Here is a 21,320-nt window from a genome sequence, read left to right as displayed (position 1 = left end):
AGCCGGCCTCACTATGCCAAGAGCCTTTGCGGCTCCGGCCAAGCGGCATCTCGCACGAATCTCGACAACCGGCTTTGCGGGGGGATTCTCTCGGTTCAACTGTCGGGACAGCGTCCAGAACCGGTCTTGAATTGGTCGGAGTGGCAGGATTTGAACCTGCGACCCCCACGTCCCGAACGTGGTGCGCTACCAGACTGCGCTACACTCCGACGGCCGGCGTCTCCACCGGCGAGCGGACGTATAGCGAGGCCGGCGCGGAGCCGCAAGCGCCATCATGGCCCTTGTTGCGATATGGCCGAGAGACCGGCGGCCCAATCGGGGGCAAGGGTGCGGCGGACGCAGCCAACATTCGCCGCCATGATGGCGATGGCGGCGGCATAGCCCGGTGCCGTGGAAAGGGCGCGCAGGCTCCACGCCGTCGTCCCGTCCGGCATCGCCAGCAACTCCGCCGTCTCCGGCGTCACGGAGACGGCAAAGCTGTCGAGGGACAGGGAGAGGCCCTGGCCGGTGGCCTTGGCCACGGCCTCCTTGCGCGTCCAGCAGGCGAAGAACCCCGCCGTGAGGTCGCGTGGCCCGAGGGCTTCCAGGGCGGCGATCTCCCGTCGCGCGAAATGGGCCCGCGCGATGCGCAGCAGATCGGGCATCGGGCGTATTTCTTCCACATCGACGCCGATCTCCACGAGGGAGGAGAGCCCGATCAGGGCACGGCTGCCGGAATGGGACAGGCTGAAGCGGCATGATCCGGCCTGCTCGCCCACGAGATGCGGCTTGCCGGAGGGCGTCGTGCCGAAGACGATGCCCCGCGGGTCCGAGCCGAGCCGATGCCCGAGCACGAGCCGCAGGGCCGCATGGCTCGCCTCGAACCGCCAGCGATCCACGTCGCGGACGAATCTGGTGGCGCGCGCGATCTCGTCGTCGGAGAGAACGTCCCGGCACTTCGCCCGGTGGTCGATGGCCTGGGTGAGGTCGACGTCCCAGACCGTCACGGGGGCATCCGGGCCCGCGCGATCCGGCGTCTCGTCGCCCATCGGCTCTTTCGGAGAAGCAGCGCTCACTCGTCAGATCGATCGGCCGGGTGCGCCGTCCCACTCTTGAAGGACGACGAGGCCGAGATAGGCGATCTGGCAAAGGGCGACGAGACCGTAGAACGTCCCCACGGCCGCCGGCCATGAGAGATCGTGCTTGCCGACGAAGGCGGCGGCGATCGCCATGCTCGCGACCAGGATCACCGCGAGCGCCATCAACGGCTTGTGCGTCGCACCGTTCGTGTCGTTGACGTTCTGCACCACGCGCCTCGACAGCATCACCGATCGTGCACCCCACCAATGGGATAGCCGAAGCTGTAATGTGCCGGGGCCGGGCTCAGGCGGCAAGCGCCGTCAGGTCAGACGTACACGTTGCCGGCGGTCTGTGGAAAACGCTCGGCAAGCGCACGTCGAAGCTTCTCCAGGGCACGGTTCTCGATCTGCCGGACACGCTCCTTCGAGATGCCGAGGCGGCGGCCGAGGGCCTCCAGGGTGGCCTGATCCTCCGTCAGCCTGCGCTCTCGCAGGATCCGCAACTCGCGCTCGGACAGGACGGTGAGCGCCTCGTTGAGCCAGGTGAGCCGGCGTTCGCCATCCACCGAGGCGGAGACCGTCTCGTCGGGCAGGTCGGAGCCGTCCACGAGGAAGTCCATCCGTTCGGAGGAGGCCTCGCTCTCCTCGCCTACGGGGGCGTTCAGGGACATGTCCGGTCCGGACAGTCGCGCATCCATCAGGGCCACGTCCTCGCGGGATACGCCGATGGCGGTGGCGATGCGACGATGGATCTCGTCGCCCACATGCTCCTCGGTGGATTGCATCAGCTTGGCGCGAAGACGGCGCAAATTGAAGAACAAAGCCTTCTGGGCCGAACTCGTGCCGCCGCGGACGATGGACCAGTTGCGCAGGATGTAATCCTGGATCGAGGCCCTGATCCACCACGTGGCATAGGTGGAGAAGCGGACTTCCCGCTCCGGCTCGAACCGAGCCGCCGCTTCCATCAAGCCCACATGCCCTTCCTGAACGAGGTCGGCCATGGGCAGGCCGTAATGCCGGAAGCGTCCGGCAATGGCGATGACGAGACGCATATGCGCGGAGATCAGGCGGTGGAGCGCATGTTCGTCACGCTCGTCCTTCCAGCGGACGGCGAGACCACGTTCCTCGTCTCGCGCCAGGAAGGGCGCCTCCATGGCCGTACGAATGAACTGTCGCCGTATCCCCGCGATGTCCGCCATTCCCGCCTCCGCCTTTCGTCCGTTGCGTGCGCGCGCCGCGAGGGGCTCTCCAGGTCGAGCGACCCGAAGGATCCGAAAAGCGTGGGCACTGACCTGGGGGCATGGCCCAGGCACCCGGACAACGGAGCCGTTGCACCGATAGTTCCGCATGGGTGGACGGGGAGGGGACGCGACGCTGCGTCACTCGCGAGCACCCGAGGGACGCCTTTCGAGGAGGCCGGCACAGCAAAAAGCCCGGCGCTGGTGCGCCGGGCCTTTTGATCGAACGAATATGTCTAGGATGGCAGGCCGATCAGGCGGCCTCTTCCCGGATGTCGTCGCCTTCGCCATCCGCCTCGGCATCGCCCTCGGCTTCCGCCTCGCCCTTGGCGCGGCGGGGCGACTTGGCGAGGCTCTGCTCGATGAGCTTGAGCGCCTCCGTCTCGGTGATCTTGTTCACCGAAGAGATCTCGCGCAGCACGCGGTCGAGGGCGGCTTCGTAGAGCTGGCGCTCGCTGTAGGATTGCTCGGGCTGGGCCTCCGAACGGTAGAGGTCGCGAACCACCTCGGTCACCGACAGCAGGTCGCCGGAATTGATCTTGGCCTCGTATTCCTGGGCGCGGCGCGACCACATGGTGCGCTTGATCCGAGCGCGGCCGGTAAGCACGTCGAGGGCCTTCTTGACGAGTTCGGGCTCGGCGAGCTTACGCATGCCGACGCTGTTGGCCTTTGCAGTGGGCACGCGCAGGACCATCTTGTCCTTCTCGAACGAGACGACGAACAGCTCGAGCTTGTAGCCGGCGATTTCCTGCTCCTCGATCGCAGTGATGCGGCCGACGCCATGAGCTGGATACACCACCGCTTCGCCGGTCTTGAAGCCTTGGCGGCCTGCCGTCGTCTTCTTGGCTGTGGTCATGCGAGAAGCGCCTCCAGAACATCGCGCGGGTCGAATCGCGCCGAACCTTCATTCCCGGGGTGGGTGACCCGGCTTGAGCCCCTTGTCCGCCGGCCATCGATGCGTCATGCATCGGCCGAGCGGGTCCCAGGCTAGCCGATCATCCACACCATGCGATCAGGGCCGCGGAAGGCGCATGCGCCTCCAGCGGTCGATCACATGCCGCCTCGTCTCGCCGAGGTAGCGTCCCACGAAGATGGGAAGCCGACTCTGTCGAAAAGTTTGGAAACCACCGGTCAGGTAGCCAAGGGCAGCACGTCAGGCACGAACGACGGCAGGTGGTCTACCTACCACAAACCGGGCGCCGAATCAAAGGATTGCCGACGCAGGGCATGCGCGCGCGACCGGCCGGGCCGGGCTTCGGACGGCGCTCGATGGACGCGGGGCGTGACGCTCCGGGGAGAAACCCCCCGGAGAGTTGCCAGGCGGACGGTTTCACCGTTCGACCCGCCATCCGCGGCTCCGTGAAGGACCCGTGTCCTTCGCCCGACCCGGAATCCCGGCCCACCGGCCCGGAGGCGGAGATCAGTCGCCGGTGCCGGGGGAGGCCGAGAAATGCGCCTCGAGCTTGCCGCCGACGCCGTCCCAGTCCTTGGCGTCGGACGGGGCGTCCTTCTTCTGCGTGATGTTGGGCCAGCTCCGCGCGTAGTCGGCGTTGAGCTTCAGCCAGGTCTCCAGGCTCGGCTCGGTGTCGGGCTTGATCGCCTCGGCGGGGCATTCCGGCTCGCAGACGCCGCAATCGATGCACTCGTCGGGGTGGATGACGAGCATGTTCTCGCCCTCGTAGAAGCAATCCACGGGGCAGACTTCCACGCAGTCCATGTACTTGCACTTGATGCAATTGTCGGTGACGACGTAGGTCATGTGCCCTTCAGCCTTATCCGTGGTGGGATGGATCGCAAGACCCGAGCCCGCTTTGGCCCCGATTCTAGACCGGCCTCCCGCACGGCTCGGTTAACGCGTCCGTGTGTCACGCGCCTCGCGGACGGCGCGCCGACCGCCCCGTCCGTCATTTCCGCACGGCTCTATCCCCTGCCAGAGTGGCTGACAAGCAGCCGCGGCCCATGCCGGCGGCGGCCGGTGCGTCCGTGCCACACCCTCGGAGGAGAAGCGGATCACGCCGTGCCGTCGTCGGAGTCCGGGGACGGGCCGCCCGACAGGATGTCGTAGAGGCCCCGCGCCTCGGGGGCGGGGCCGCGCCGATCACCGAGATCCACCACCCGCACCACCGCCGTCACATGGGCGGCGGCGACGGTGACCACGTCACCGATGCCGATCCCCTTGGCGGGGTTGTCGGCGCGCGTCCCGTTCACGCGGACGAAGCCGTCCTCCACCAGGGCAGCGGCAAGGGACCGGCTCCGCGCGAAGCGGGTGAACCAGAGCCACTTGTCGAGACGCTGCCGCCCCGGCTTCATCCAGACCTAAGCAGGTTTAGCAAAAGTGGTCACCGGTTTTGCGTCCCCAAAACCTGCGACACACCAAAGGCCTAAGCAAGGTGAAGCGTTGGGTTGCCAATGCGAACCTGCTCAGCGCTTGCCGCCATCGCCGGCTTCGAGCTGAGCCTTGAGCGCCGCGAGCTTGGCGAAGGGCGAATCCGGGTCCGGAGCCCGCTCGCGGCGTTGCGGGCGCTGCTCCTGCTGCGCTGCGGGCCGGCCCTCGTCGCGGCGCTCGGGACGGACCCGGCCGGGCTCGAACCGCTCGCGGCGGGGGGGACGTCCCCCCTCGGGCCGACCGCCATCGCGACGTCCCCCTTCGGGCCGGTCGCCCTGTCCGCTGCGGTTGCGCTCGGCCCCTTCGGCGCCGGCCGCACGGGGAGCGCCGGCATGAGCGGGGCGCCGATCCTGACGGCCCTCGCCGGGAGCGCGGCTGCCCGCGGGCGCGCCGTCACGGCCGCCGCGTGGGCGGTTCTGCCGCGGGGCGGAACTGCGCTGATGCCGCTGGAGACGCCAGATTTCCACCAGCACCGGCTCGGGCGAGGCGGATTCCGTAGCAGTCTCGGGCTGGGTCTCGTCACCGGAGGCCGTCTCGACCGCGTCCGGCTCGATACCCGCGAGGGTCGCTGATTCCGCCACGGGGACGGGAGCCGCCTCGGGCTCCTCCGCGGCATCCGCCGATGTCTCGGCGACGGCGGGTCCCTGCTCCGCCTCGACGGTGCCGGTCTCGGTCGGGGCGGCCTCCTCGGACACAGCCTCGGGATCGGGCACGCCCTCCGCCACGGGCTCGGCCGTGTCGGGCGAGGTCTCGGCTTCGGAAGTCGTCCCGTTCTCGGAAGTGGTCTCGCCTTCGGACGTTATTTCGCCTTCGGGCTTGGTCTCGTCGTCGGTGGCGGGTGCGGCCTCCTCGGACACCGTCACCGCCTCGTCGGTGGATGCGGTCACCGGGGCGATGGGCTGGGTCGCGGCGGCGGGGCGCAGCGGCACGGTGATGGCGGGCCCGGGCCGGCTCTCGGCGACGTAGCCGAGGGATTTCAGGATCGATCCGAAATCCTCGCCCGAACAGCCGACGAGGGAGGTCATCCCCACGGTGGCGACGAAGGCATCGCCGTCGGCGGTGCCGGCCGGGGCCTCGCCGGGGGTGGTGCCGGGCACATAGGTCACCGCCGGGCGGATCAGGTCGGCGAGGCGCTCCAGGATGTCGACGCGCACGGCGCGCTCGCCGCAGACGCGGAAGCCGGCAGCGCGGTAGAGGCCCTTGGCGATCTCGGGATCGACCTTGATCGAGGTGCGGCCGGAGCCGGCCAGATGCGCGATCTCGTCGAGGCCGCGCTGGTCGAGGCCGCCGTTCTTCAGCGCCCAGAGCTGGGCGGCGAGGGTGCGGGGCGCCGGCTTGAGCAGAGCCGGCAGGAAGATGTGATAGGCGCCGAAGCGGACCCCGTGGCGGCGCAGCGCCCCGCGTCCTTCCTGATCGAGGGTGCGCATCTCGTGCATCACCTTCGAGCGTTCCAGGACGCCGAGCGATTCGACCACCTGATAGCCGATGCCCTTCGAGAGGCCGACGAGGTCGGCCGCCGTCTCGATCTCGATCAGCGGACCGAGGAGGCGGACCACATAGGCCTTGAGCCAGGCGACCAGCCGGGTCTCGACCTTGTCGCGGGCCGGGCCCGTGAGCTGCTCGTCGGCCAGCAGCCGCACATGCGGCTCGAACAGCTTGTCGCCCGGCGTCAGCTTGGCGACCGGGTCTCCGGTCCAGCGGATGATGCCGTCATGGGACAGGACCAGGGACGAATCCGCCGCGGCCGAGAAGCGCTCGGCGCGCGCCTCGATCTCGCCGCCGAGCGCCTTTTCGGCGGCACTGCGCAGGGTCTTGGCCTCGTGGCCTTCCGCGCCCGGGTCGGCGACGAACTGGAACCCGTGCAGATGGCCGACATGCTGGCCCTCGACGGTAACGTCCCCGCCGGCGGTGATCTCAGCTTCCAACATCGTATTCTCTCTCAGGCGCCGCATCAGGACGCTAGTGCGCCGATCGACGAAACGGCTCGCAAGGCGCTCGTGCAGGGCGTCAGACAGTCTGTCCTCTACCCGACGTGTCTCGCCCTGCCAATGGACGGGATCAATCAGCCAATCGGGCCGATTGGCGACGAAGGTCCAGGTTCGCCCCTGCGCGATGCGCTGGGACAGGGCGTCGATGTCGCCGTCGGTGCGGTCGATCATCGCCACGTGCTTGGCGAACCAGTCGTTGGGAATGCGCCCGGCCATGCCCCGCATGAGGAAGCGGAACAGCTGGGCGACGAGATCCGCATGGGTCTGGGGGTGGACCTTGCGGTAATCGGGCACGCCGCAGGTGTCCCACAGGCGGCGCACCACCGTCGGATTGGTGGCGATGTCGCGGATATCGTCCTCGCGCATCAGGATTTCGAGGGCCGACTGGTCCTCGCCCATGGGCGCGCGGGTCAGCCCCTTCTCGTTGGGATGCGCGTCCAGACTCTCCTGAAGGGCTTTCAGCGAGGAAAAGTCGAGGTCGGGATTGCGCCATTGCAGTACCCGCAGGGGCTCGAAATCATGGTTCTCCAGGGCCTCGATCATCTCGGGCTCGAACGGGGCGCAGCGTCCCGTCGAGCCGAAGGTGCCGTCCGAGAGGTGACGACCGGCGCGTCCCGCGATCTGCCCCATCTCGGGGGGCGTCAGCCTGCGGAAGCGCGTGCCGTCGTATTTCCAGTTCGCCGCGAAGGCGACGTGATCGACGTCGAGGTTGAGGCCCATCCCCACCGCGTCGGTGGCGATGAGGTAATCGACGTCGCCCGACTGGTAGAGCTCCACCTGGGCGTTGCGGGTGCGCGGAGACAACGCACCGAGGACCACGGCGGCCCCGCCGCGCTGGCGCCGGATCAGCTCGGCGATGGCGTAGACCTCCTCGGCCGAGAAGGCGACGATGGCCGTGCGCCGGGGCAGGCGCCCGAGCTTCTTCTCGCCGGCATAGGTGAGTTTCGAGAGGCGGGGGCGGGTGGTGGTGTGCACGCCGGGAATCAGCGACTGCACCAGGGGCAGCATGGTCGAGGAGCCGATGAGCAGCGTCTCCTCGCGCCCGCGCTGGTGCAGCAGGCGGTCTGTGAAGACGTAGCCGCGGTCCATGTCGGCGGCGAGCTGGATCTCGTCGATGGCCACATACGCCACGTCGAGGTCGCGCGGCATCGCCTCGATGGTGGAGATCCAGTAGCGCGGCCGGTCCGGCTTGATCTTCTCCTCGCCGGTGACGAGGGCGACGTGCTCCACCCCCACCCGCGCCACCACGCGCAGGTAGACCTCCCGCGCCAGCAGGCGCAGGGGCAGCCCGATCATCCCGGTGGGATGCGCGAGCATCCGCTCGATGGCGAGATGGGTCTTGCCGGTATTGGTCGGCCCGAGCACCGCCGTGACGCCGCGCGAGCGGGCCTGCGGGGGGAGGGAGCGGCGCGTCATGTGCGAGGGGCTGGTCCCTTCGGCGAAAGAGGCCGGCGGCGGGGGGCTCGGGAACAGCCCGTCGTGAGGGCCGCCCTAGTATTCAGTCACCACTGCGCAGGGGCCGTCCGGGCGGCCGGGTCCCACGCTGCGTCTCCCCGCCATATGGGGCGCCACCGCCCCGATAGCCACCGCCCCGGTATCCATAAGGATCGACGTAGATCTCCACCGGGTCCGCCGGCCGCTGCGGCGCGAGATCGGCGCAGAGCGTGTCGGGCATGGCGATGAGGGGCCCGCGCCGGGGCGGCCGGCCCTCGATCACCTCGGCGGAGGAATAGGCATCGCCCCCGCAGGGCAAGATGTCCGTGCTCAGCCCGCCGGCACGGGCCGGGCCTGATCCTCCCGGCGCGCCGATCAGGATCGCGACGAGAGCGAGGAGTCCAGTGAGAGGGACGGAGCCGCGCTTCATCGGGTCGCCTCAAGTCCGGGAGGAATGCGCCAGGCGGCCGTACCGGACAGGGCCTCGCCGAGGGCCGCGAACCCGCCCTCGAGATCGTTGCCGGACAGGGCATAGCCGTGCGCCCCGAGGCCTGTGAAGCGCGCGCTCGCCCTGCGCCGGGGGAGAATCGGCAATGCGGCCGACCGCTCCGGATCGACACGCAGCACGAAGAAGCGCTGGCGGCCGAGCATGACCGGCCGCAGGTCCTCGATCGCGTCCCACGGGATCCAGTCCGTCGACAGGCGCCGGTCGAAGATCCCGCTGCGTCCGACGGACACCATCGTGCCCGAGCGGAACATCCGGGGAGCGCCGACGAGGCTGGCCGCGCCGAAGAAGATCAGGCCGAACCAAAGCATGAATTCGGTGTACCCGCCGGGCGCCATCGCATGCCCCCGCGTTTCCGGACGCGCATGGAGCATCCATGCGGCGGCGGCCGTGAACCCGACGGCGATGAGGAACAGCCCCGCCGAGCGAAGGCGCGAGACCGCGATGTCGACCTGCCCGTCCACGGCTTGCCTCTTCCTCGTTCAGACGATTCCCGCCCAGCCGGCCGGAGCCATTTCTATTGATCGACCAGGGTCGCCTGGACCACCGGGTCCGACGGCTGCCCTTCGGCTCGAGCGGTCACGATCTGGGGTCCGACGCGGTTCCACCGGGTCGCCTCGATGATGTTGGTGCCCAGCGTCGTGCGCACCGAGATGCGCACCGGCAGCAGCACGCGGGTGCCCTCCACGGGCGCCAGCCACACCGACATGTCGCGGTTGTCCTCCATGAACTTCACCCCCGGCCGGTCGGGACGGTGCCCGGCGATGGCCTGATAGCGGGCGTTGCAGACCAGGACGGGGCCGGCATAGCCCGGCTTCTCGATGGTGCGCGTCTCGCCGTAGCTGAGCACCACGTTGAAGCGCGTCGCGCCGTCGAAGACCGGGATGGTGCGGTTGCAATTGGCCTGGTCGGTGAGGTCGCCCCGGCTCACCGCCGGCATCATAAGAGCGCTCGCCGGATCGACGATGCCGCGCTTGTTGGCCGGGGTCACCGGCACCCGGTCGCCCATGTCGATGAGGGGCGGCGTCACCTCCGATTGGGTGACGTTGCCGCGCGCCAGCGCCATCCGCACGGCGATGCCGGAATTCGAGGTCTTGGTGGAGATGGCGAAGGCGCTCGGCTGCGGCCCCTCGGCGATCAGGCCGCTGGCGCGGGCCGAGCCCATGCCCCCGGTCACCGCGCCCACGAGGCCGGTGAGCCGGGCCGAGACGTCCATGCGGTAGCGCGCGCTCTCGAACTGGCCCGAGACCTGCGCGGTGCCGATGGGAATGCCCGCGAGCGCGATGCCGTAATCGACGGTGACCGTCGCCGGGGCGGCGGATCGGGCGGAGGTGGCTTTCGGCCGGGCGAATCCCTCGGAGGCGGGAATTACGCCGAGGGCGGCGAGGAGGCTGGCGCGGAGGAGGCGCGTGGCGCACATGGCGGTGAGGCTCTGAGGTTCCAGGGCTTGGAGCCGTGCGGCGTAAGAGACCGGACGGCATTGTTCCGCCATCGTCTCCGCTCGTGGTTAACACATCGTATGGATGACGCGGCGCGAGGCCTCGTGAATGCCGCTGCGCCGGCCTTGGAGCACGGCTTTTCCCATGGGCAAAACGCAGCTCCGCCCTTGACGGATACCCTGCCGCTCCCCTATAGGCTCGCGCCTTCAATGAGACGCCGCTCGATCGGTTCTGGCGTGCGTGAGGCCCGTGGCGCATTGCGACCGGCCTTCCGCCAACGCCCGGTCTGACGCGGAACGAGACGGGAAGTAGATCAATGTCGCGCCGTTGCGAACTCACGGGCAAAGCCGTGCAGACCGGCCACCTCGTGAGCCACTCGAACCGTAAGACCAAGTGCCGGTTCCTGCCGAACCTGTGCCAGGTCACCCTGCAGTCGGACGCCCTGAAGCGCCGGGTCCGCCTGCGCGTCACGGCCCACGCCCTGCGCTCGGTGGAGCACCGCGGCGGCCTCGATGCCTTCCTGATCAAGGCCCGCGAGATCGAGCTGTCGCAGACGGCCCGCCTGATCAAGCGTGAGCTCCACAAGAAGCTCGCCGAAGTCGAGACCCCGGCCGCCGCCTGAGGGTGCGATATCGAAGCGCCGGCGAGAGCCCGCTTCGATCACGCTCGACGTCTCATTTTAATCTCGAACGGCCGCCGCATGCACCACGCATGCGGCGGCCGTTCGCGTTGATTCCGACTGACCCACTATCCGGCTCTCCCCGATGACCGTGCTGTCGCTCATCGCCCCGATCTTCGGGCTGATCCTCATCGGCTGGGTGGCGGCGCTCGCCGGGTTCCTGTCGGAGAAGGTCAGCGACGGCCTCTCCGAATACGTCTTCGCCATCGCGGTGCCGGCCCTCATCATCGCGACGCTGACCCGGCCGGGTCTCACCGGCGAGATCACCTGGTCGTACTGGTTCAGCTATTTCGGCGGCGCCGCCCTGTCCTGGCTCGTCGGGTCGCTGATCGGCCTGCGTCGCGAGGGCGTCGGACGGACGGGGGCGATCCTGCACGGATTCGCGGCGAGCCAGTCGAATACGATCTTCATCGGCGTGCCGATGATCCTCCAGGCCTATGGCGACGCGGGCGCGTTCCCGCTCTTCATGCTGCTGGCCGTCCACCTGCCGCTGATGATGGGCTGCGCCACCTTCCTCATCGAATCGGACGGGCAGCAATCGGTCCTCCAGCGGCTGAAGGGACTCGGCCTCGTCCTCTTCCGCAACCCGATCTTTCTGTCGCTGATGATCGGCCTCACCCTGAAAGGCGTCGGCATCGCGCCGGGCGGCATGGTCAAGTCGCTGGTGGATGCGCTGGCCGGCACCGCCTCCACCTGCGCGCTCATCGCCCTCGGCGCCGGCCTCGTGCGCTACCGGGTGCTGCACGACCTGCCCGGCGCCATGGTGGTGACCACCTTGAAACTCGTCCTGCATCCGCTGGCGGTCTGGGTGCTCGCCTTCCACGTCTTCACCATGCCGCCTGCCTATGCCGGGGTCGCCACCCTGTTCGCGGCGATGCCCGTGGGCATCAACTCCTACCTGCTGGCCGCGCGCTACAAGACCGAAACCGGGCTGATCGCCGCCGCCGTCATGCTCTCGACCCTGCTCGCGGCCGCGACGACCATCGCCTGGCTGTCGATCCTCGGCCACGCCTGAACTCGGTCCCCTTGACCGGCGCTGCGCTTGTTTGTACCGATCGGTACAGAATATAGCAGGAGCCTGAGCCGATGTCCGAATCCCGCCCACCGCTGCCCCCCTTCACCCGCGAGACCGCGATCCAGAAGGTCCGCGCCGCCGAGAACGGCTGGAACGGCTGCAACCCCGAAAAGGTCTCTCTCGCCTACACGGCGGACAGCCGCTGGCGGAACCGATCGGAATTCTTCTCGGGCCGCGCGGCCATCGTCGGGTTCCTCACCCGCAAGTGGGCGAAAGAGCACGAATACCGGCTCATCAAGGAGATCTGGGCCTTCACCGAGGACAGGATCGCCGTGCGCTTCGCCTACGAGTTCCACGACGCCGCCGGCGACTGGTTCCGGGCCTACGGCAACGAGAACTGGGAGTTCGATGCCCATGGTCTGATGCGGATGCGCCATGCCAGCATCAACGACCTCGCGATCCCCGAATCGGAGCGCAAGTTCCACTGGGACCGCGCCGCGCCGCGCCCCGACGACCATCCCGGCCTCACCGATCTCGGGCTCTGACCGGAATATGGCGAAGAAGCCGGTGGCGCGGGAGGACGCGTTGCCCGCCATCGCCGAGGTTTTTCGCGAGTATGGCTACGAGGGGGCGAGCCTCGCCCTCATCGGAGCCCGCACCGGTCTCGGCAAGGGCAGCCTCTATCACGCCTTTCCCAACGGCAAGGCCGAGATGGCCGAGGCCGTCCTCGACGCCATCGGCGGCTGGTTCGAGGACAAGGTCTACGCGCCCCTGCGCGACGATCCCGATCCGCGGGCGGCGATACGGCTCATGCTGTCGGAGACGGACGCCTATTTCCGCTCCGGCCGGAGAATCTGCCTCGTGGGCGCCTTCGCCCTCACGGAGGGGCGCGACGGGTTCGCGGACCGGATCGCCGGTTACTTCCGGGATTGGCGAGCCGCCCTGGCGCAGGCCCTCCTCCGTGCCGGGCGCCCGGCCGCCGAGGCGGACTCTCTCGCCGAGGATGCCGTCCTGACGATCCAGGGCGGCCTCGTCCTCGCCCGCGCCCTCGCCGATCCGGCCGTGTTCGGCCGGATGCTGGGGCGGTTGGAAGGGCGGTTGGTGTCGGTGTAGGCGACCCCTGACGGCGTGGTGCCCGCTTTCACGTCAGTTCGAACGCGAAGCGGTCATCTCATCGATGCGAGCCGTTCGATCGCACATCATACGATGGTGAGCTGAGGCCGTTCAGTCGGCTCGGCTGCGAGCCGTCGAAAAATCCCGAGCACGTGTTCCGGCGACGCCCGAGTCGCTGCCCCGTTGGCCACTTCATCCTGGGACCACATCCAGGAACGTGCGGGATCGCTACGCATGGCCCAGGCCGGGAAAAGACGCTTGGTCGTGACTTCATAGGACAGGCGATTGATCTCGAGATGTCGATCGTCTCTGACGATCCGCGCATACGTCGCATCGATGGCGTCCGCCTCGCCTTCCAGAAGCTGAAGGTAGATGTCTCCACGACAAATCAGGGCGCCCGTCAGACCGTCCCGCGTATTGCAGCGCCGCGACTGGGCGAGGATGCTATCCAGGGCAGAGTGATCGAACCCGAACGGACGGGACGCATAGATGAGCTGCACGAGGTTCATTGTATCAGCCTCACATCGAGTTAGGTCTGAAACTCTGGGATCACGCTGAAGTCATGGCCTTCGTATCGGGGCGAAGCCTGGTTTCGAGACTGATGTCGAGGAGCCTCTGAGCCAACAGGACAGCCGTCGGTGCGTCGACGGCCGATGCGTCCGCTCCGACACGCTCGACGAGTTCGGGCTTGTCGAGGAAGACGGGGCCGCCCACCATGATGCCCACGTGACGATTGCGTGAGACGTCGCGGATCGACCGGATCGAGGCCGTCAGCCCATCGATGCGAGTCTCGCAGCTCAGCGTCAGCCCCACGACGTCGAACCAGGTGGAACCTACGAGGCTCGAGATCTGATCAGGGCTGGACGCCAGGCCGCTCACGACCTGCCATTCGGCGACTTGCAGGAACTGTTCGACGACGGCGATGCCGAACGTATGCAACTCGCCTGGCGCTCCCATCAACAGTGCGGAGCGGCGCTCGTCGCGGGAGGAAGCCTTTGGTTCGGATCTGTATTGCGAGAGGAGCAGCTGAAGGCGAGCGACGCCCACGGTCACCTCGATGAAGTCGCAGAAATCTTCGTCCCATAAGCGTCCAAGCAAGGACGCGGCAGGCGCCAGAAGTTCGAGGAACATGCTCTCGGCGGAGTAGCCTTTGGCCAGATGATCTCTGACGGCGTCCGATGCTGGCGCGAGGTCCGAACCGAGGAGGAGCTGCGTGAAGGCTTCGATCTGCTGCGCATTGGGTTTGGCGAGCGGAGCGCTCGCCGCGGGCGCGAGCTGCGGGTGAAGCAGCTTCAACCGAGGGATGATGTCAGTTTCGACGATGCGGCTGAGAGCGAGGGCGCGATGGCGGCTTTCCTCGGCCGTGCGTTTGCGCGCATATGCAAGCCGAGCCTCCGAGACCCAACCGGCTTGACGCGCCGACGGGTCGGTCCACGCAGCGATGGACGAAGCGAGGTTTGACATGGTCCGCTCCCCTGAACTCTCTTCCTTTGCAGGGGGCACTTGCCGGTCGATGCCGTGCACCTCTTGGGCACATCAGAACGCCGCTCCGAAAAAATGTAAAGGAGCTTGCAAAAAAGTTCCGGGTCCGGATTGCATCCGATCCGTCGGGAGGGCCGGCAATGACGTCACGTCTTTTCGCCGGGGTCGCGGCCATGATGATCATGGGCACGACGCAGATGCCGGATCGGGATAAGGCTACCGGGCGCTGTTCTAACTAGCTTCGTCCAAGTGAATGGATGGGACCCGAGTCGAGTTGCTGGATTATTCGCGTCAGTGCCGCGACATTGTCTTTGTCATCGGTGCTTTCGAGGGCGTCCTGTAGGACGAGGCGGATATCGTCGGCTTCGACCTTCTCCATGTCCCAGTTCGGATAGAGACGCTCCCGCTCTTCCTCGCTCTGGCTCAGCGTAACGATGTCGTGATGGCGTGAATCATGGTGCAGGCTCGCGATGAGGTTTTGCATCTGCGCGGCCGGTCCCTCGATCCACTGGAAGAAGATGCCGCTGCCGAAAACCAATACGCCGGTGATGCCACGCGCAAGGTTGTGGCGCTGGGCCGACTCCACGATACGGCCGACCTCCGCGTCATCGACGCCGTCGGCGGCACGGCTGCAATAGACGAAATGATAAAGAGCGGGTAGCGCGCCCTCGTCCAACTCAGCGCCACGGAGAAAGCCGTATTCGTCCAACATGGGTCGATCAGCTCCATTGATGCAGTACGGGCCGTTCCGTCCAATGCACGGGTGGCACGATAGCGCATCCGATCTGATTTGAAACCGAAACCGGGTCGCCCGGGTCGTCGCGCGGAGATGGCGGGTCCGGCACTCCGTCCAGTCTTCAGCAAGAACCGAACAGAGGGCCAATCATCCCGCTTCCGCACGCACGTTTCTACTGCCAGATGATGGAAACTAGCGCCGCCCGCCCGCAGCCCTGCGCCTCGGCACGGCGCCACCGCCGGCATCCTCCTCGAACAATTCCGCCAGCTTCTCCGTCATCGCGCCGCCGAGTTCCTCGGCGTCGATGATGGTGACGGCGCGGCGGTAGTAGCGGGTGACGTCGTGACCGATGCCGATGGCCAGCAGTTCCACCGGGGAGCGGGTCTCGATGTCCTCGATCATCCAGCGCAGGTGGCGTTCGAGATAGTTGCCCGGATTGACCGAGAGGGTCGAATCGTCGACCGGCGCGCCGTCCGAGATCACCATCAGGATCTTGCGCTGCTCCGGCCGGGCGAGCAGGCGCTTGTGCGCCCAGTCCAGGGCCTCGCCGTCGATGTTCTCCTTGAGCAGCCCCTCGCGCATCATCAGCCCGAGGTTTTTTCGCGCCCGGCGCCACGGCGCATCCGCCGACTTGTAGACGATGTGGCGCAGGTCGTTGAGGCGGCCCGGCGCGTTGGGCTTGCCCGCCGCCAGCCACGCCTCGCGCGATTGGCCGCCCTTCCAGGCGCGGGTGGTGAAGCCCAGGATCTCCACCTTCACGCCGCAGCGCTCCAGGGTCCGCGCCAGGATGTCGGCGCAGGTGGCCGCCACCGTGATCGGCCGCCCGCGCATGGAGCCCGAATTGTCGAGAAGCAGCGTCACCACCGTATCGCGAAAATTCGTGTCCTTCTCGCGCTTGAACGAGAGCGGCTGGAACGGATCGGTCATCACCCGCACGAGGCGCGCGGGATCGAGCTGGCCTTCTTCGAGGTCGAATTCCCAGGCCCGGTTCTGCTGCGCCAGCAAACGGCGCTGCAGCCGGTTGGCGAGCCGCCCGACCACGCCCTGGAGATGGGCCAACTGCTTGTCGAGATAGGTGCGCAGGCGCGCGAGCTCCTCGGCGTCGCATAGGTCCTCGGCGTCGATCATCTCGTCGAAGCGCGGGTTGAACACCTTGTATTCGGGGCCGCGCGGCTCGACGGGCCGGTTGTTGGGCGGACGCTTGGCCTCGGAGGCCTCCTCGGATTCGGCGTTCTCGGACTCGTCCGGCAACTCGCCCGAGGGCGCGTCGGCGGCTTCCGTCGCACCGTCCTGCAACTCGTCGGACGCCTCCTCGGACGTCTCCATCTCGGACTTGTCGCCCTGAGACTGCTCCTCGGCCTCGCCCTCGCTCGGGGTCTGCTCGTCGTCCTGCCCCTCGTTCTCGTCCTCGTTGTCGTCGTCCTCGGGGTCCAGCGGCGTCTCGTCCGCCATGTCGAGGGAGGACAGCAACTCGCGCACGGAGCGGGCGAAGGAGCGCTGGTTCTCGAGATTGCCGATGAGGCCGTCGAGGCTGGGGCCGGCCTTCTCCTCGATATGGGAGCGCCACAATTCCACGATCTTGCGCGCGGCTTTGGGCGGAGCCTCGCCGGTCAGGCGCTCGCGCACCATCAGGGCGACGGCATCCTCCATGGGGGCGTCGGCCCGGTCGGTGATGTCCTCGTACTTGCCGCCGCGATGATAGCGGTCCTCCAGCATGGCCGAGAGGTTCGAGGCGACGCCGGCCATGCGGCGGGAGCCGATGGCCTCCACGCGCGCCTGCTCGACGGCATCGAATACCGCCCGCGCGCCGGCATTTTCCGGGGCCAGGCGGCGATGGACGGCCACATCGTGGCAGCCGAGGCGCAGCGCCATCGAATCGGCGTTGCCGCGCAGGATCGCCACGTCCTCCGGGGTCAGCTTGCGCGGCGGCTCGGGCAGGCGCGCCTTGTCGCCGGTAAGCGCGGGCCGGTCGCTGGCATAGACCACCTCGATCTCGGAGCGCTTGGCGATGGCGCGCAGGCATCCGGCCACCGAGCGCTTGAGCGGCTCGGCGATGGGCTCCCGGCGTTCGCCGGCTTTGCGGTTCGAGATGGCCACGATCGCTACTTCTTCACCGAGTCGAAATCGAAGGGACGGCGCAGGATGTCGTCCCAGGAATAGGGGCATTCGGAGGGAAACTCATCCGGCGGCAGATGGGTCTCGTCGGCGGCCCAGTCGCGTGCATCCGGGTAGGCGTTGCTCAAGGCCTCGTCGATGCGGGGCTTGAGACCGGGGTTGCTCGCCAGGATCCGCGAATAACGCCGCCGCTGCTCGCGGATCGAGAAGATCCAACTCGCCGTGCGATGCTCCGGCTGCTGGTCCCATTTGAGCATGTGCATCACGAGGACGCGCAGGGCGCTCTGGAGCTTGGCGAACTCGCTCTTCGACAACCCTTCCAGCTCCTCGGCGATGTGTTCGACGTCGAGTGCATCGACCCGCCCGGCCCGGAGCAGGGCGACCTGCTCCTGAACCCAGGTGTAGAGGTCGTCCTCGTAGCGCGTCCGGCCCGAGCGGGAGGTCGCGCCTTCGGTCGGTTCACCCTTCAAGGCCGGTTCGGCCATCGCGTCCTCCGCGTCGTTCCTCAGCTCAGGGCCACGTTCATCGCGCTCTCGGGCAGTTCCTTGCCGAAGGCGCGCTGGTAGAATTCGGCCACCAGGGTGCGCTCCAGCTCGTCGCACTTGTTGAGGAAGGTCACCCGGAAGGCGAAGCCGATATCCTGGAAGATGTCGGCGTTCTCGGCCCAGGTGATCACCGTGCGCGGGCTCATGACGGTGGAGAGGTCGCCGTTCATGAAGGCGTTGCGGGTCAGGTCGGCGACCCGGACCATGCGGTTGACGATGTCGCGGCCGCCGTCGCGCTGGTAATGCGCCGCCTTCGACAGGACGATGTCCACCTCGCGGTCATGGGCGAGGTAGTTGAGCGTCGTCACGATCGACCAGCGGTCCATCTGGCCCTGGTTGATCTGCTGGGTGCCGTGATAGAGGCCGGACGTGTCGCCGAGGCCCACGGTGTTGGCGGTGGCAAACAGCCGGAAGGCCGGGTGGGGCCGGATCACGCGCTTCTGGTCGAGGAGCGTCAGCCTGCCCGAGACCTCGAGCACGCGCTGGATCACGAACATCACGTCCGGGCGGCCGGCATCGTACTCGTCGAAGACCAGGGCCACGTTGTTCTGCAGCGCCCAGGGCAGGATGCCGTCCTGGAAGGCTGTGATCTGCTTGCCGTCCTTCAGCACGATCGCGTCCTTGCCGACGAGGTCGATGCGCGAGACGTGGCTGTCGAGGTTGATCCGGATGCAGGGCCAGTTCAGGCGGGCAGCGACCTGCTCGATATGGGTCGACTTGCCCGTGCCGTGATAGCCGGTGACCATGACGCGGCGGTTGCGGGCGAAGCCCGCCAGGATCGCCAGGGTGGTCTCGCGGTCGAAGATGTAATCCGGGTCGAGATCGGGAACGTGCTCCGCGCTCGCCGAGAAGGCCGGCACCTTGAGGTCGAGATCGATGCCGAAGGCCTCGCGGACGGAGACCATCCGGTCGGGAAGCGAGGCGGGGGTGTCGTCAGAGAGCATACGGGACCTCGTCGGGGCGGGCTCCGGCATGGACCGGGCTCGCGGGATCTATCACGGTGGGCATTGCCGGTTCCCGCGCGGGGCAGGATGTGGAATGCCACCTTGTAAGGGGCTGCGTCGGCGGACGCCAAGGGGTGCGAAGACTCGATATAGGGCCTCTCGCGCGGATTGCCGCCTCACGCCGCCCGAGATTTCGAAAAACGCTGCATCGATCGTGCCGCGTTCCGGAATCGGGCTCAGCACAGGCCGGCGGCGCGCAGGGTGTCGTGGGCGCGGATGATGTCGCGCAGGCGCTCCTCGAACGAGCGGTCGCCGCCATTGGCGTCGGGGTGGAAGCGCTTCACCAGCACCTTGTACTGCGCCTTGATGGCGGCGGTGTCTGCGTTCTCGTCGAGGCCGAGGACGTCGAGGGCCTTCAGGGCGGCCACCGTGAGGCGCGGCCGGCTCGGCTCGGGCTTGGCCCGGCGCGAGGTCTCGCCGACGCCTTCGCTGCGCAGGATGTCGAGGGGGTCGACATAGGCCCAGTCGCGCTTCGGATCGCCCGGCTTCGCCCCGGCCGCCCGCGTCGCCGGGTTCACGCCCATGGCCCAGGTCGGGCGGTGCCCGATCACGGCGTCCTTCTGGTAGGCCTGGACGGCGGCGTCGTTCATGCCGTCGAAGTAGTTGTAGGTGGCGTTGTAGGCGCGCACGTGGTCGATGCAGAAACGCCAGTACTGGCCTTCCGCCTTGCGGCCCTTGGGGGCCCGGTAGAGCCCGGCATTGGTGCAGCCGGGGGTCTCGCAGCCCGTCTGGGACGCGGCCTTGGCCTCGTCGCAGGTGGGCTTGCGCTTGATGCGGATGCTGTCGAACAGACGCGAGTTGAGATCCATGGTGGGGCGATTATGAGAGGGCGTGTCCGAGACACAAGGGCGGCGGGCCTGATGACGCATGCGGAGATCGGGGGTTGACGACCCCGAAGCCTCCAGGCGCCTACGGGACGGGAACGAAGCGACGCAAACGCGAGGACACGATGGCCGGCACGCTCAAGGATTGGATCACCGGAGCGCTCGACGCGCAACTGGCGCCGCAGGCCCTGGTGGTGGTGGACGAATCCCACCTCCATGCGGGCCATTCGGGCTCACGGCCCGAGGGGGAGACGCATTTCCGGGTGGAGATCGTCTCGGCCGCCTTCGAGGGGAAGAGCCGGGTCGATCGCCACCGCATCGTGAACGGCGTCCTCGACGAGGCGTTCAAGCGCGGGCTCCACGCCCTCGCGGTGAAGGCGAAGGCGCCGTCCGAGGCCGCCTGAACGGTCCCGGCAGACGAGGAAGATGGTGGCGATGGCCCTGCAATGCACCCCGCATCTCGCCATCGACGAGGCGGAACTCGAAGAGACCTTCGTGCGCTCCTCGGGGCCGGGGGGGCAGAACGTCAACAAGCTCTCCACGGCGGTGCAGCTCCGCTTCGATGCGCGGCGCTCGCAATCCCTGCCCGACGCCGTGGCGGTGCGCCTGATGCGCCTCGCCGGGCGGCGGCTGACGCTGGACGGCGTCATCGTCATCATGGCCCAGCAGTTCCGGACGCAGGACCGCAACCGGGCCGATGCGCGCGAGCGCCTCGCCGCCCTCGTCGCCGAAGCCGCGGTGCCGCCGACGCCGCGCCGGGCGACACGCCCGACCCTCGCCTCGAAGAAGCGCCGCCTCGACGAGAAATCCCGCCGCGGCGCCACCAAGCGCCTGCGCAGCGACGGCGGGGGCGATTGAGTTACTTCACCGGTCCCCGGGCGTCCGGCGGATGGTACTCCTCGGCGCCGGTGACATAGGCGCTGCCGGGCTTCAGGACGGTGAGCGCGATGGCGACGAGAGCGAGGAGCGCCGCGAGGGCCGCCGGGAACAGGAAGGCATCCTCGCCGTAATGGGTCTGGAGGAAGCCGCCGGTCACCGCGCCGGTGCTCAGGGCTCCCCAGAGGGGGGCCTGGATCCAGAACGAGGGCGCGACCTTGCCCATCATGAGGTTGGCGAGCCCGGTCCCGAAGCGCACCACTGCGCCCGTGACGTAGGTGAGGGCGAGGCTGCGCCCGGCCTCGTCCTGCAGCGTGGCGTTTTGGAGGCCGAGCGCGATCACGATGGGATAGACGTGCAGCGGCCAGGAGAAGGTGCCGTAGGGCATGACGAGGCCGATGGCGAGGAGCACCGCCTGCAGCAGCAGCATCACCGAGAGCCGCCAGCGGCCGACCCAGGCCGCGATCAGCGTCCCCGCGAAGGCGCCGAAGCAGAACATGACGATGACCGAGCTGACCCGCGCCGTGCTCTCCCAGTCGAACTTGCTCACCGACACGCCGAAGCGGGTGGTGTTGCCGCTCATGAACGACATGAAGAGCTGTGAGAATTCGAGGAAGCCGATGGAATCGGCGCAGCCGGCCAGCGCCGAGAGGGCGAGGGCGAAGGGGATGCGCGTCGTCGGGCTGGCGGGAAACGACTTGTCGGTCTTGTCGGCCATGCGTCTGCACAGGCTCCTTCGGAAGAACGGATCGGACTGATTGAGGCCCGACCTTACCGATCGGGCGCCGCGGAGGAACCGCCGGCGTCCGCTCGACGGACAGGGCTGGGGAGTGCCGTGCCGTGCAACACATGACGAGGGGGTTCGGTTCAACCCAATCGTGCA

At 68.0% G+C, this 21,320-nt stretch carries 24 protein-coding genes and 1 tRNA gene; 6 read left to right on the top strand and 19 right to left on the bottom strand.

The window, feature by feature from the left end; genetic code table 11:
* Nucleotides 1-132: 132 nt before the first annotated feature.
* From K368_RS0103690 to K368_RS0103640, 11 genes are all read right to left on the bottom strand, one after another.
* Nucleotides 133-209, bottom strand: a tRNA-Pro gene (locus K368_RS0103690).
* Nucleotides 210-272: 63 nt separating this feature from the next.
* A complete protein-coding gene (locus K368_RS0103685; RefSeq protein ID WP_027171206.1) occupies nt 273-1,028 on the bottom strand; it encodes a 4'-phosphopantetheinyl transferase superfamily protein in 756 nt (251 codons plus the stop codon).
* Between the two features lie 30 nt (nt 1,029-1,058).
* Complete coding sequence (locus tag K368_RS0103680; RefSeq protein WP_027171205.1) at nt 1,059-1,304, bottom strand: hypothetical protein; 246 nt, start codon at nt 1,302-1,304, stop codon at nt 1,059-1,061.
* A gap of 80 nt (nt 1,305-1,384) precedes the next feature.
* Nucleotides 1,385-2,257 (bottom strand): RNA polymerase factor sigma-32, encoded by an 873-nt coding sequence (locus K368_RS0103675; RefSeq protein ID WP_026176254.1) that lies wholly within the window; start codon nt 2,255-2,257, stop codon nt 1,385-1,387.
* A 292-nt stretch (nt 2,258-2,549) separates the two neighbouring features.
* Complete coding sequence (locus K368_RS0103670) at nt 2,550-3,152, bottom strand: CarD family transcriptional regulator (RefSeq protein ID WP_027171204.1); 603 nt, start codon at nt 3,150-3,152, stop codon at nt 2,550-2,552.
* 564 nt (nt 3,153-3,716) lie between these two features.
* Nucleotides 3,717-4,055: a ferredoxin FdxA gene (gene fdxA, locus K368_RS0103665; protein WP_027171203.1), complete on the bottom strand. Its 339-nt coding sequence runs from the start codon at nt 4,053-4,055 to the stop codon at nt 3,717-3,719.
* A gap of 251 nt (nt 4,056-4,306) precedes the next feature.
* Complete coding sequence (locus K368_RS0103660; protein WP_027171202.1) at nt 4,307-4,606, bottom strand: S4 domain-containing protein; 300 nt, start codon at nt 4,604-4,606, stop codon at nt 4,307-4,309.
* A gap of 111 nt (nt 4,607-4,717) precedes the next feature.
* Nucleotides 4,718-8,086 (bottom strand): helicase-related protein, encoded by a 3,369-nt coding sequence (locus tag K368_RS0103655; RefSeq protein WP_027171201.1) that lies wholly within the window; start codon nt 8,084-8,086, stop codon nt 4,718-4,720.
* Nucleotides 8,087-8,168: 82 nt separating this feature from the next.
* On the bottom strand, nt 8,169-8,534 hold the full coding sequence (locus K368_RS0103650; RefSeq protein ID WP_027171200.1) for a hypothetical protein: 366 nt from the start codon (nt 8,532-8,534) through the stop codon (nt 8,169-8,171).
* On the bottom strand, nt 8,531-9,073 hold the full coding sequence (locus K368_RS0103645; protein ID WP_027171199.1) for an STM3941 family protein: 543 nt from the start codon (nt 9,071-9,073) through the stop codon (nt 8,531-8,533). Before K368_RS0103645 ends, K368_RS0103650 begins: the two co-directional genes overlap by 4 nt.
* 53 nt (nt 9,074-9,126) lie before the next feature.
* On the bottom strand, nt 9,127-10,029 hold the full coding sequence (locus tag K368_RS0103640) for a DUF3108 domain-containing protein (RefSeq protein WP_027171198.1): 903 nt from the start codon (nt 10,027-10,029) through the stop codon (nt 9,127-9,129).
* Between the two features lie 335 nt (nt 10,030-10,364).
* Between K368_RS0103640 and rpmB the strand changes: the two genes are divergently transcribed.
* The 4 genes from rpmB to K368_RS0103620 all read left to right on the top strand — a co-directional run bounded on the left by rpmB (nt 10,365) and on the right by K368_RS0103620 (nt 12,855).
* Nucleotides 10,365-10,670 carry a 50S ribosomal protein L28 gene (rpmB, locus tag K368_RS0103635; RefSeq protein WP_018046086.1) on the top strand — a complete coding sequence of 102 codons (306 nt, stop codon included), beginning with the start codon at nt 10,365-10,367 and terminating at the stop codon, nt 10,668-10,670.
* 142 nt (nt 10,671-10,812) lie between these two features.
* Nucleotides 10,813-11,742: an AEC family transporter gene (locus K368_RS0103630; protein ID WP_027171197.1), complete on the top strand. Its 930-nt coding sequence runs from the start codon at nt 10,813-10,815 to the stop codon at nt 11,740-11,742.
* A 71-nt stretch (nt 11,743-11,813) separates the two neighbouring features.
* Entirely contained in the window at nt 11,814-12,287 is a 474-nt protein-coding gene (locus K368_RS0103625; RefSeq protein ID WP_027171196.1) for a nuclear transport factor 2 family protein, read from the top strand.
* A gap of 7 nt (nt 12,288-12,294) precedes the next feature.
* Nucleotides 12,295-12,855 (top strand): TetR/AcrR family transcriptional regulator, encoded by a 561-nt coding sequence (locus tag K368_RS0103620; protein WP_027171195.1) that lies wholly within the window; start codon nt 12,295-12,297, stop codon nt 12,853-12,855.
* A gap of 86 nt (nt 12,856-12,941) precedes the next feature.
* Here the strand turns inward: K368_RS0103620 and K368_RS0103615 are convergent, their stop codons facing one another.
* The 7 genes from K368_RS0103615 to K368_RS0103580 form a co-directional block, all read right to left on the bottom strand.
* Nucleotides 12,942-13,364, bottom strand: a complete 423-nt coding sequence (locus K368_RS0103615) for a BLUF domain-containing protein (protein WP_027171194.1) — start codon at nt 13,362-13,364, stop codon at nt 12,942-12,944.
* Between the two features lie 40 nt (nt 13,365-13,404).
* Nucleotides 13,405-14,379 (bottom strand): cobalamin B12-binding domain-containing protein, encoded by a 975-nt coding sequence (locus tag K368_RS23845; RefSeq protein WP_245259485.1) that lies wholly within the window; start codon nt 14,377-14,379, stop codon nt 13,405-13,407.
* A 193-nt stretch (nt 14,380-14,572) separates the two neighbouring features.
* Nucleotides 14,573-15,049, bottom strand: coding sequence for a BLUF domain-containing protein (locus tag K368_RS0103600; protein ID WP_027171193.1), 477 nt, complete (start codon nt 15,047-15,049; stop codon nt 14,573-14,575).
* A 216-nt stretch (nt 15,050-15,265) separates the two neighbouring features.
* Nucleotides 15,266-17,170 carry a cobaltochelatase subunit CobT gene (gene cobT, locus K368_RS0103595; RefSeq protein ID WP_027171192.1) on the bottom strand — a complete coding sequence of 635 codons (1,905 nt, stop codon included), beginning with the start codon at nt 17,168-17,170 and terminating at the stop codon, nt 15,266-15,268.
* Between the two features lie 5 nt (nt 17,171-17,175).
* Nucleotides 17,176-17,673 carry a DUF29 domain-containing protein gene (locus K368_RS0103590; RefSeq protein WP_027171191.1) on the bottom strand — a complete coding sequence of 166 codons (498 nt, stop codon included), beginning with the start codon at nt 17,671-17,673 and terminating at the stop codon, nt 17,176-17,178.
* A 20-nt stretch (nt 17,674-17,693) separates the two neighbouring features.
* Nucleotides 17,694-18,677, bottom strand: a complete 984-nt coding sequence (cobS, locus tag K368_RS0103585; RefSeq protein WP_027171190.1) for a cobaltochelatase subunit CobS — start codon at nt 18,675-18,677, stop codon at nt 17,694-17,696.
* Nucleotides 18,678-18,913: 236 nt separating this feature from the next.
* Nucleotides 18,914-19,546, bottom strand: a complete 633-nt coding sequence (locus K368_RS0103580) for a DnaJ domain-containing protein (protein ID WP_027171189.1) — start codon at nt 19,544-19,546, stop codon at nt 18,914-18,916.
* A 140-nt stretch (nt 19,547-19,686) separates the two neighbouring features.
* Here K368_RS0103580 and K368_RS0103575 point away from each other — a divergent pair, with 140 nt between their 5' ends.
* The gene (locus tag K368_RS0103575) at nt 19,687-19,965 is read left to right on the top strand and encodes a BolA family protein (RefSeq protein ID WP_027171188.1); all 279 of its coding nucleotides are present in this window, start codon (nt 19,687-19,689) and stop codon (nt 19,963-19,965) included.
* Nucleotides 19,966-19,996: 31 nt separating this feature from the next.
* A complete protein-coding gene (gene arfB / locus K368_RS0103570) occupies nt 19,997-20,419 on the top strand; it encodes an alternative ribosome rescue aminoacyl-tRNA hydrolase ArfB (RefSeq protein WP_027171187.1) in 423 nt (140 codons plus the stop codon).
* 1 nt (nt 20,420) lies between these two features.
* On the opposite strand, the gene K368_RS0103565 is transcribed toward arfB, so the two are convergent.
* On the bottom strand, nt 20,421-21,155 hold the full coding sequence (locus K368_RS0103565; protein ID WP_027171186.1) for a YoaK family protein: 735 nt from the start codon (nt 21,153-21,155) through the stop codon (nt 20,421-20,423).
* Between the last annotated feature and the right edge of the window lie 165 nt (nt 21,156-21,320).

Source organism: Methylobacterium sp. 10, from assembly GCF_000519085.1.
Lineage (GTDB): Bacteria > Pseudomonadota > Alphaproteobacteria > Rhizobiales > Beijerinckiaceae > Methylobacterium.
The sequence above is the reverse complement of the archived record's forward strand: the minus strand, read 5'-3'. Positions and strand labels throughout refer to the sequence as shown.

Coding starts and splice junctions, on each gene's coding strand:
- K368_RS0103685 (WP_027171206.1), bottom strand. CDS start 1,028: ATGGGCGACGAGACGCCGGATCGCGCGGGCCCGGATGCCCCCGTGACG.
- K368_RS0103630 (WP_027171197.1), top strand. CDS start 10,813: ATGACCGTGCTGTCGCTCATCGCCCCGATCTTCGGGCTGATCCTCATC.
- K368_RS0103620 (WP_027171195.1), top strand. CDS start 12,295: ATGGCGAAGAAGCCGGTGGCGCGGGAGGACGCGTTGCCCGCCATCGCC.
- rpmB (WP_018046086.1), top strand. CDS start 10,365: ATGTCGCGCCGTTGCGAACTCACGGGCAAAGCCGTGCAGACCGGCCAC.
- cobS (WP_027171190.1), bottom strand. CDS start 18,677: ATGCTCTCTGACGACACCCCCGCCTCGCTTCCCGACCGGATGGTCTCC.
- fdxA (WP_027171203.1), bottom strand. CDS start 4,055: ATGACCTACGTCGTCACCGACAATTGCATCAAGTGCAAGTACATGGAC.
- K368_RS0103675 (WP_026176254.1), bottom strand. CDS start 2,257: ATGGCGGACATCGCGGGGATACGGCGACAGTTCATTCGTACGGCCATG.
- K368_RS0103565 (WP_027171186.1), bottom strand. CDS start 21,155: ATGGCCGACAAGACCGACAAGTCGTTTCCCGCCAGCCCGACGACGCGC.
- K368_RS0103575 (WP_027171188.1), top strand. CDS start 19,687: ATGGCCGGCACGCTCAAGGATTGGATCACCGGAGCGCTCGACGCGCAA.
- K368_RS0103600 (WP_027171193.1), bottom strand. CDS start 15,049: ATGTTGGACGAATACGGCTTTCTCCGTGGCGCTGAGTTGGACGAGGGC.
- K368_RS0103680 (WP_027171205.1), bottom strand. CDS start 1,304: ATGCTGTCGAGGCGCGTGGTGCAGAACGTCAACGACACGAACGGTGCG.
- K368_RS0103590 (WP_027171191.1), bottom strand. CDS start 17,673: ATGGCCGAACCGGCCTTGAAGGGTGAACCGACCGAAGGCGCGACCTCC.
- K368_RS0103660 (WP_027171202.1), bottom strand. CDS start 4,606: ATGAAGCCGGGGCGGCAGCGTCTCGACAAGTGGCTCTGGTTCACCCGC.
- K368_RS0103670 (WP_027171204.1), bottom strand. CDS start 3,152: ATGACCACAGCCAAGAAGACGACGGCAGGCCGCCAAGGCTTCAAGACC.
- K368_RS0103625 (WP_027171196.1), top strand. CDS start 11,814: ATGTCCGAATCCCGCCCACCGCTGCCCCCCTTCACCCGCGAGACCGCG.
- arfB (WP_027171187.1), top strand. CDS start 19,997: ATGGCCCTGCAATGCACCCCGCATCTCGCCATCGACGAGGCGGAACTC.
- K368_RS0103580 (WP_027171189.1), bottom strand. CDS start 19,546: ATGGATCTCAACTCGCGTCTGTTCGACAGCATCCGCATCAAGCGCAAG.
- K368_RS0103655 (WP_027171201.1), bottom strand. CDS start 8,086: ATGACGCGCCGCTCCCTCCCCCCGCAGGCCCGCTCGCGCGGCGTCACG.
- K368_RS0103640 (WP_027171198.1), bottom strand. CDS start 10,029: ATGTGCGCCACGCGCCTCCTCCGCGCCAGCCTCCTCGCCGCCCTCGGC.
- K368_RS0103650 (WP_027171200.1), bottom strand. CDS start 8,534: ATGAAGCGCGGCTCCGTCCCTCTCACTGGACTCCTCGCTCTCGTCGCG.
- K368_RS0103615 (WP_027171194.1), bottom strand. CDS start 13,364: ATGAACCTCGTGCAGCTCATCTATGCGTCCCGTCCGTTCGGGTTCGAT.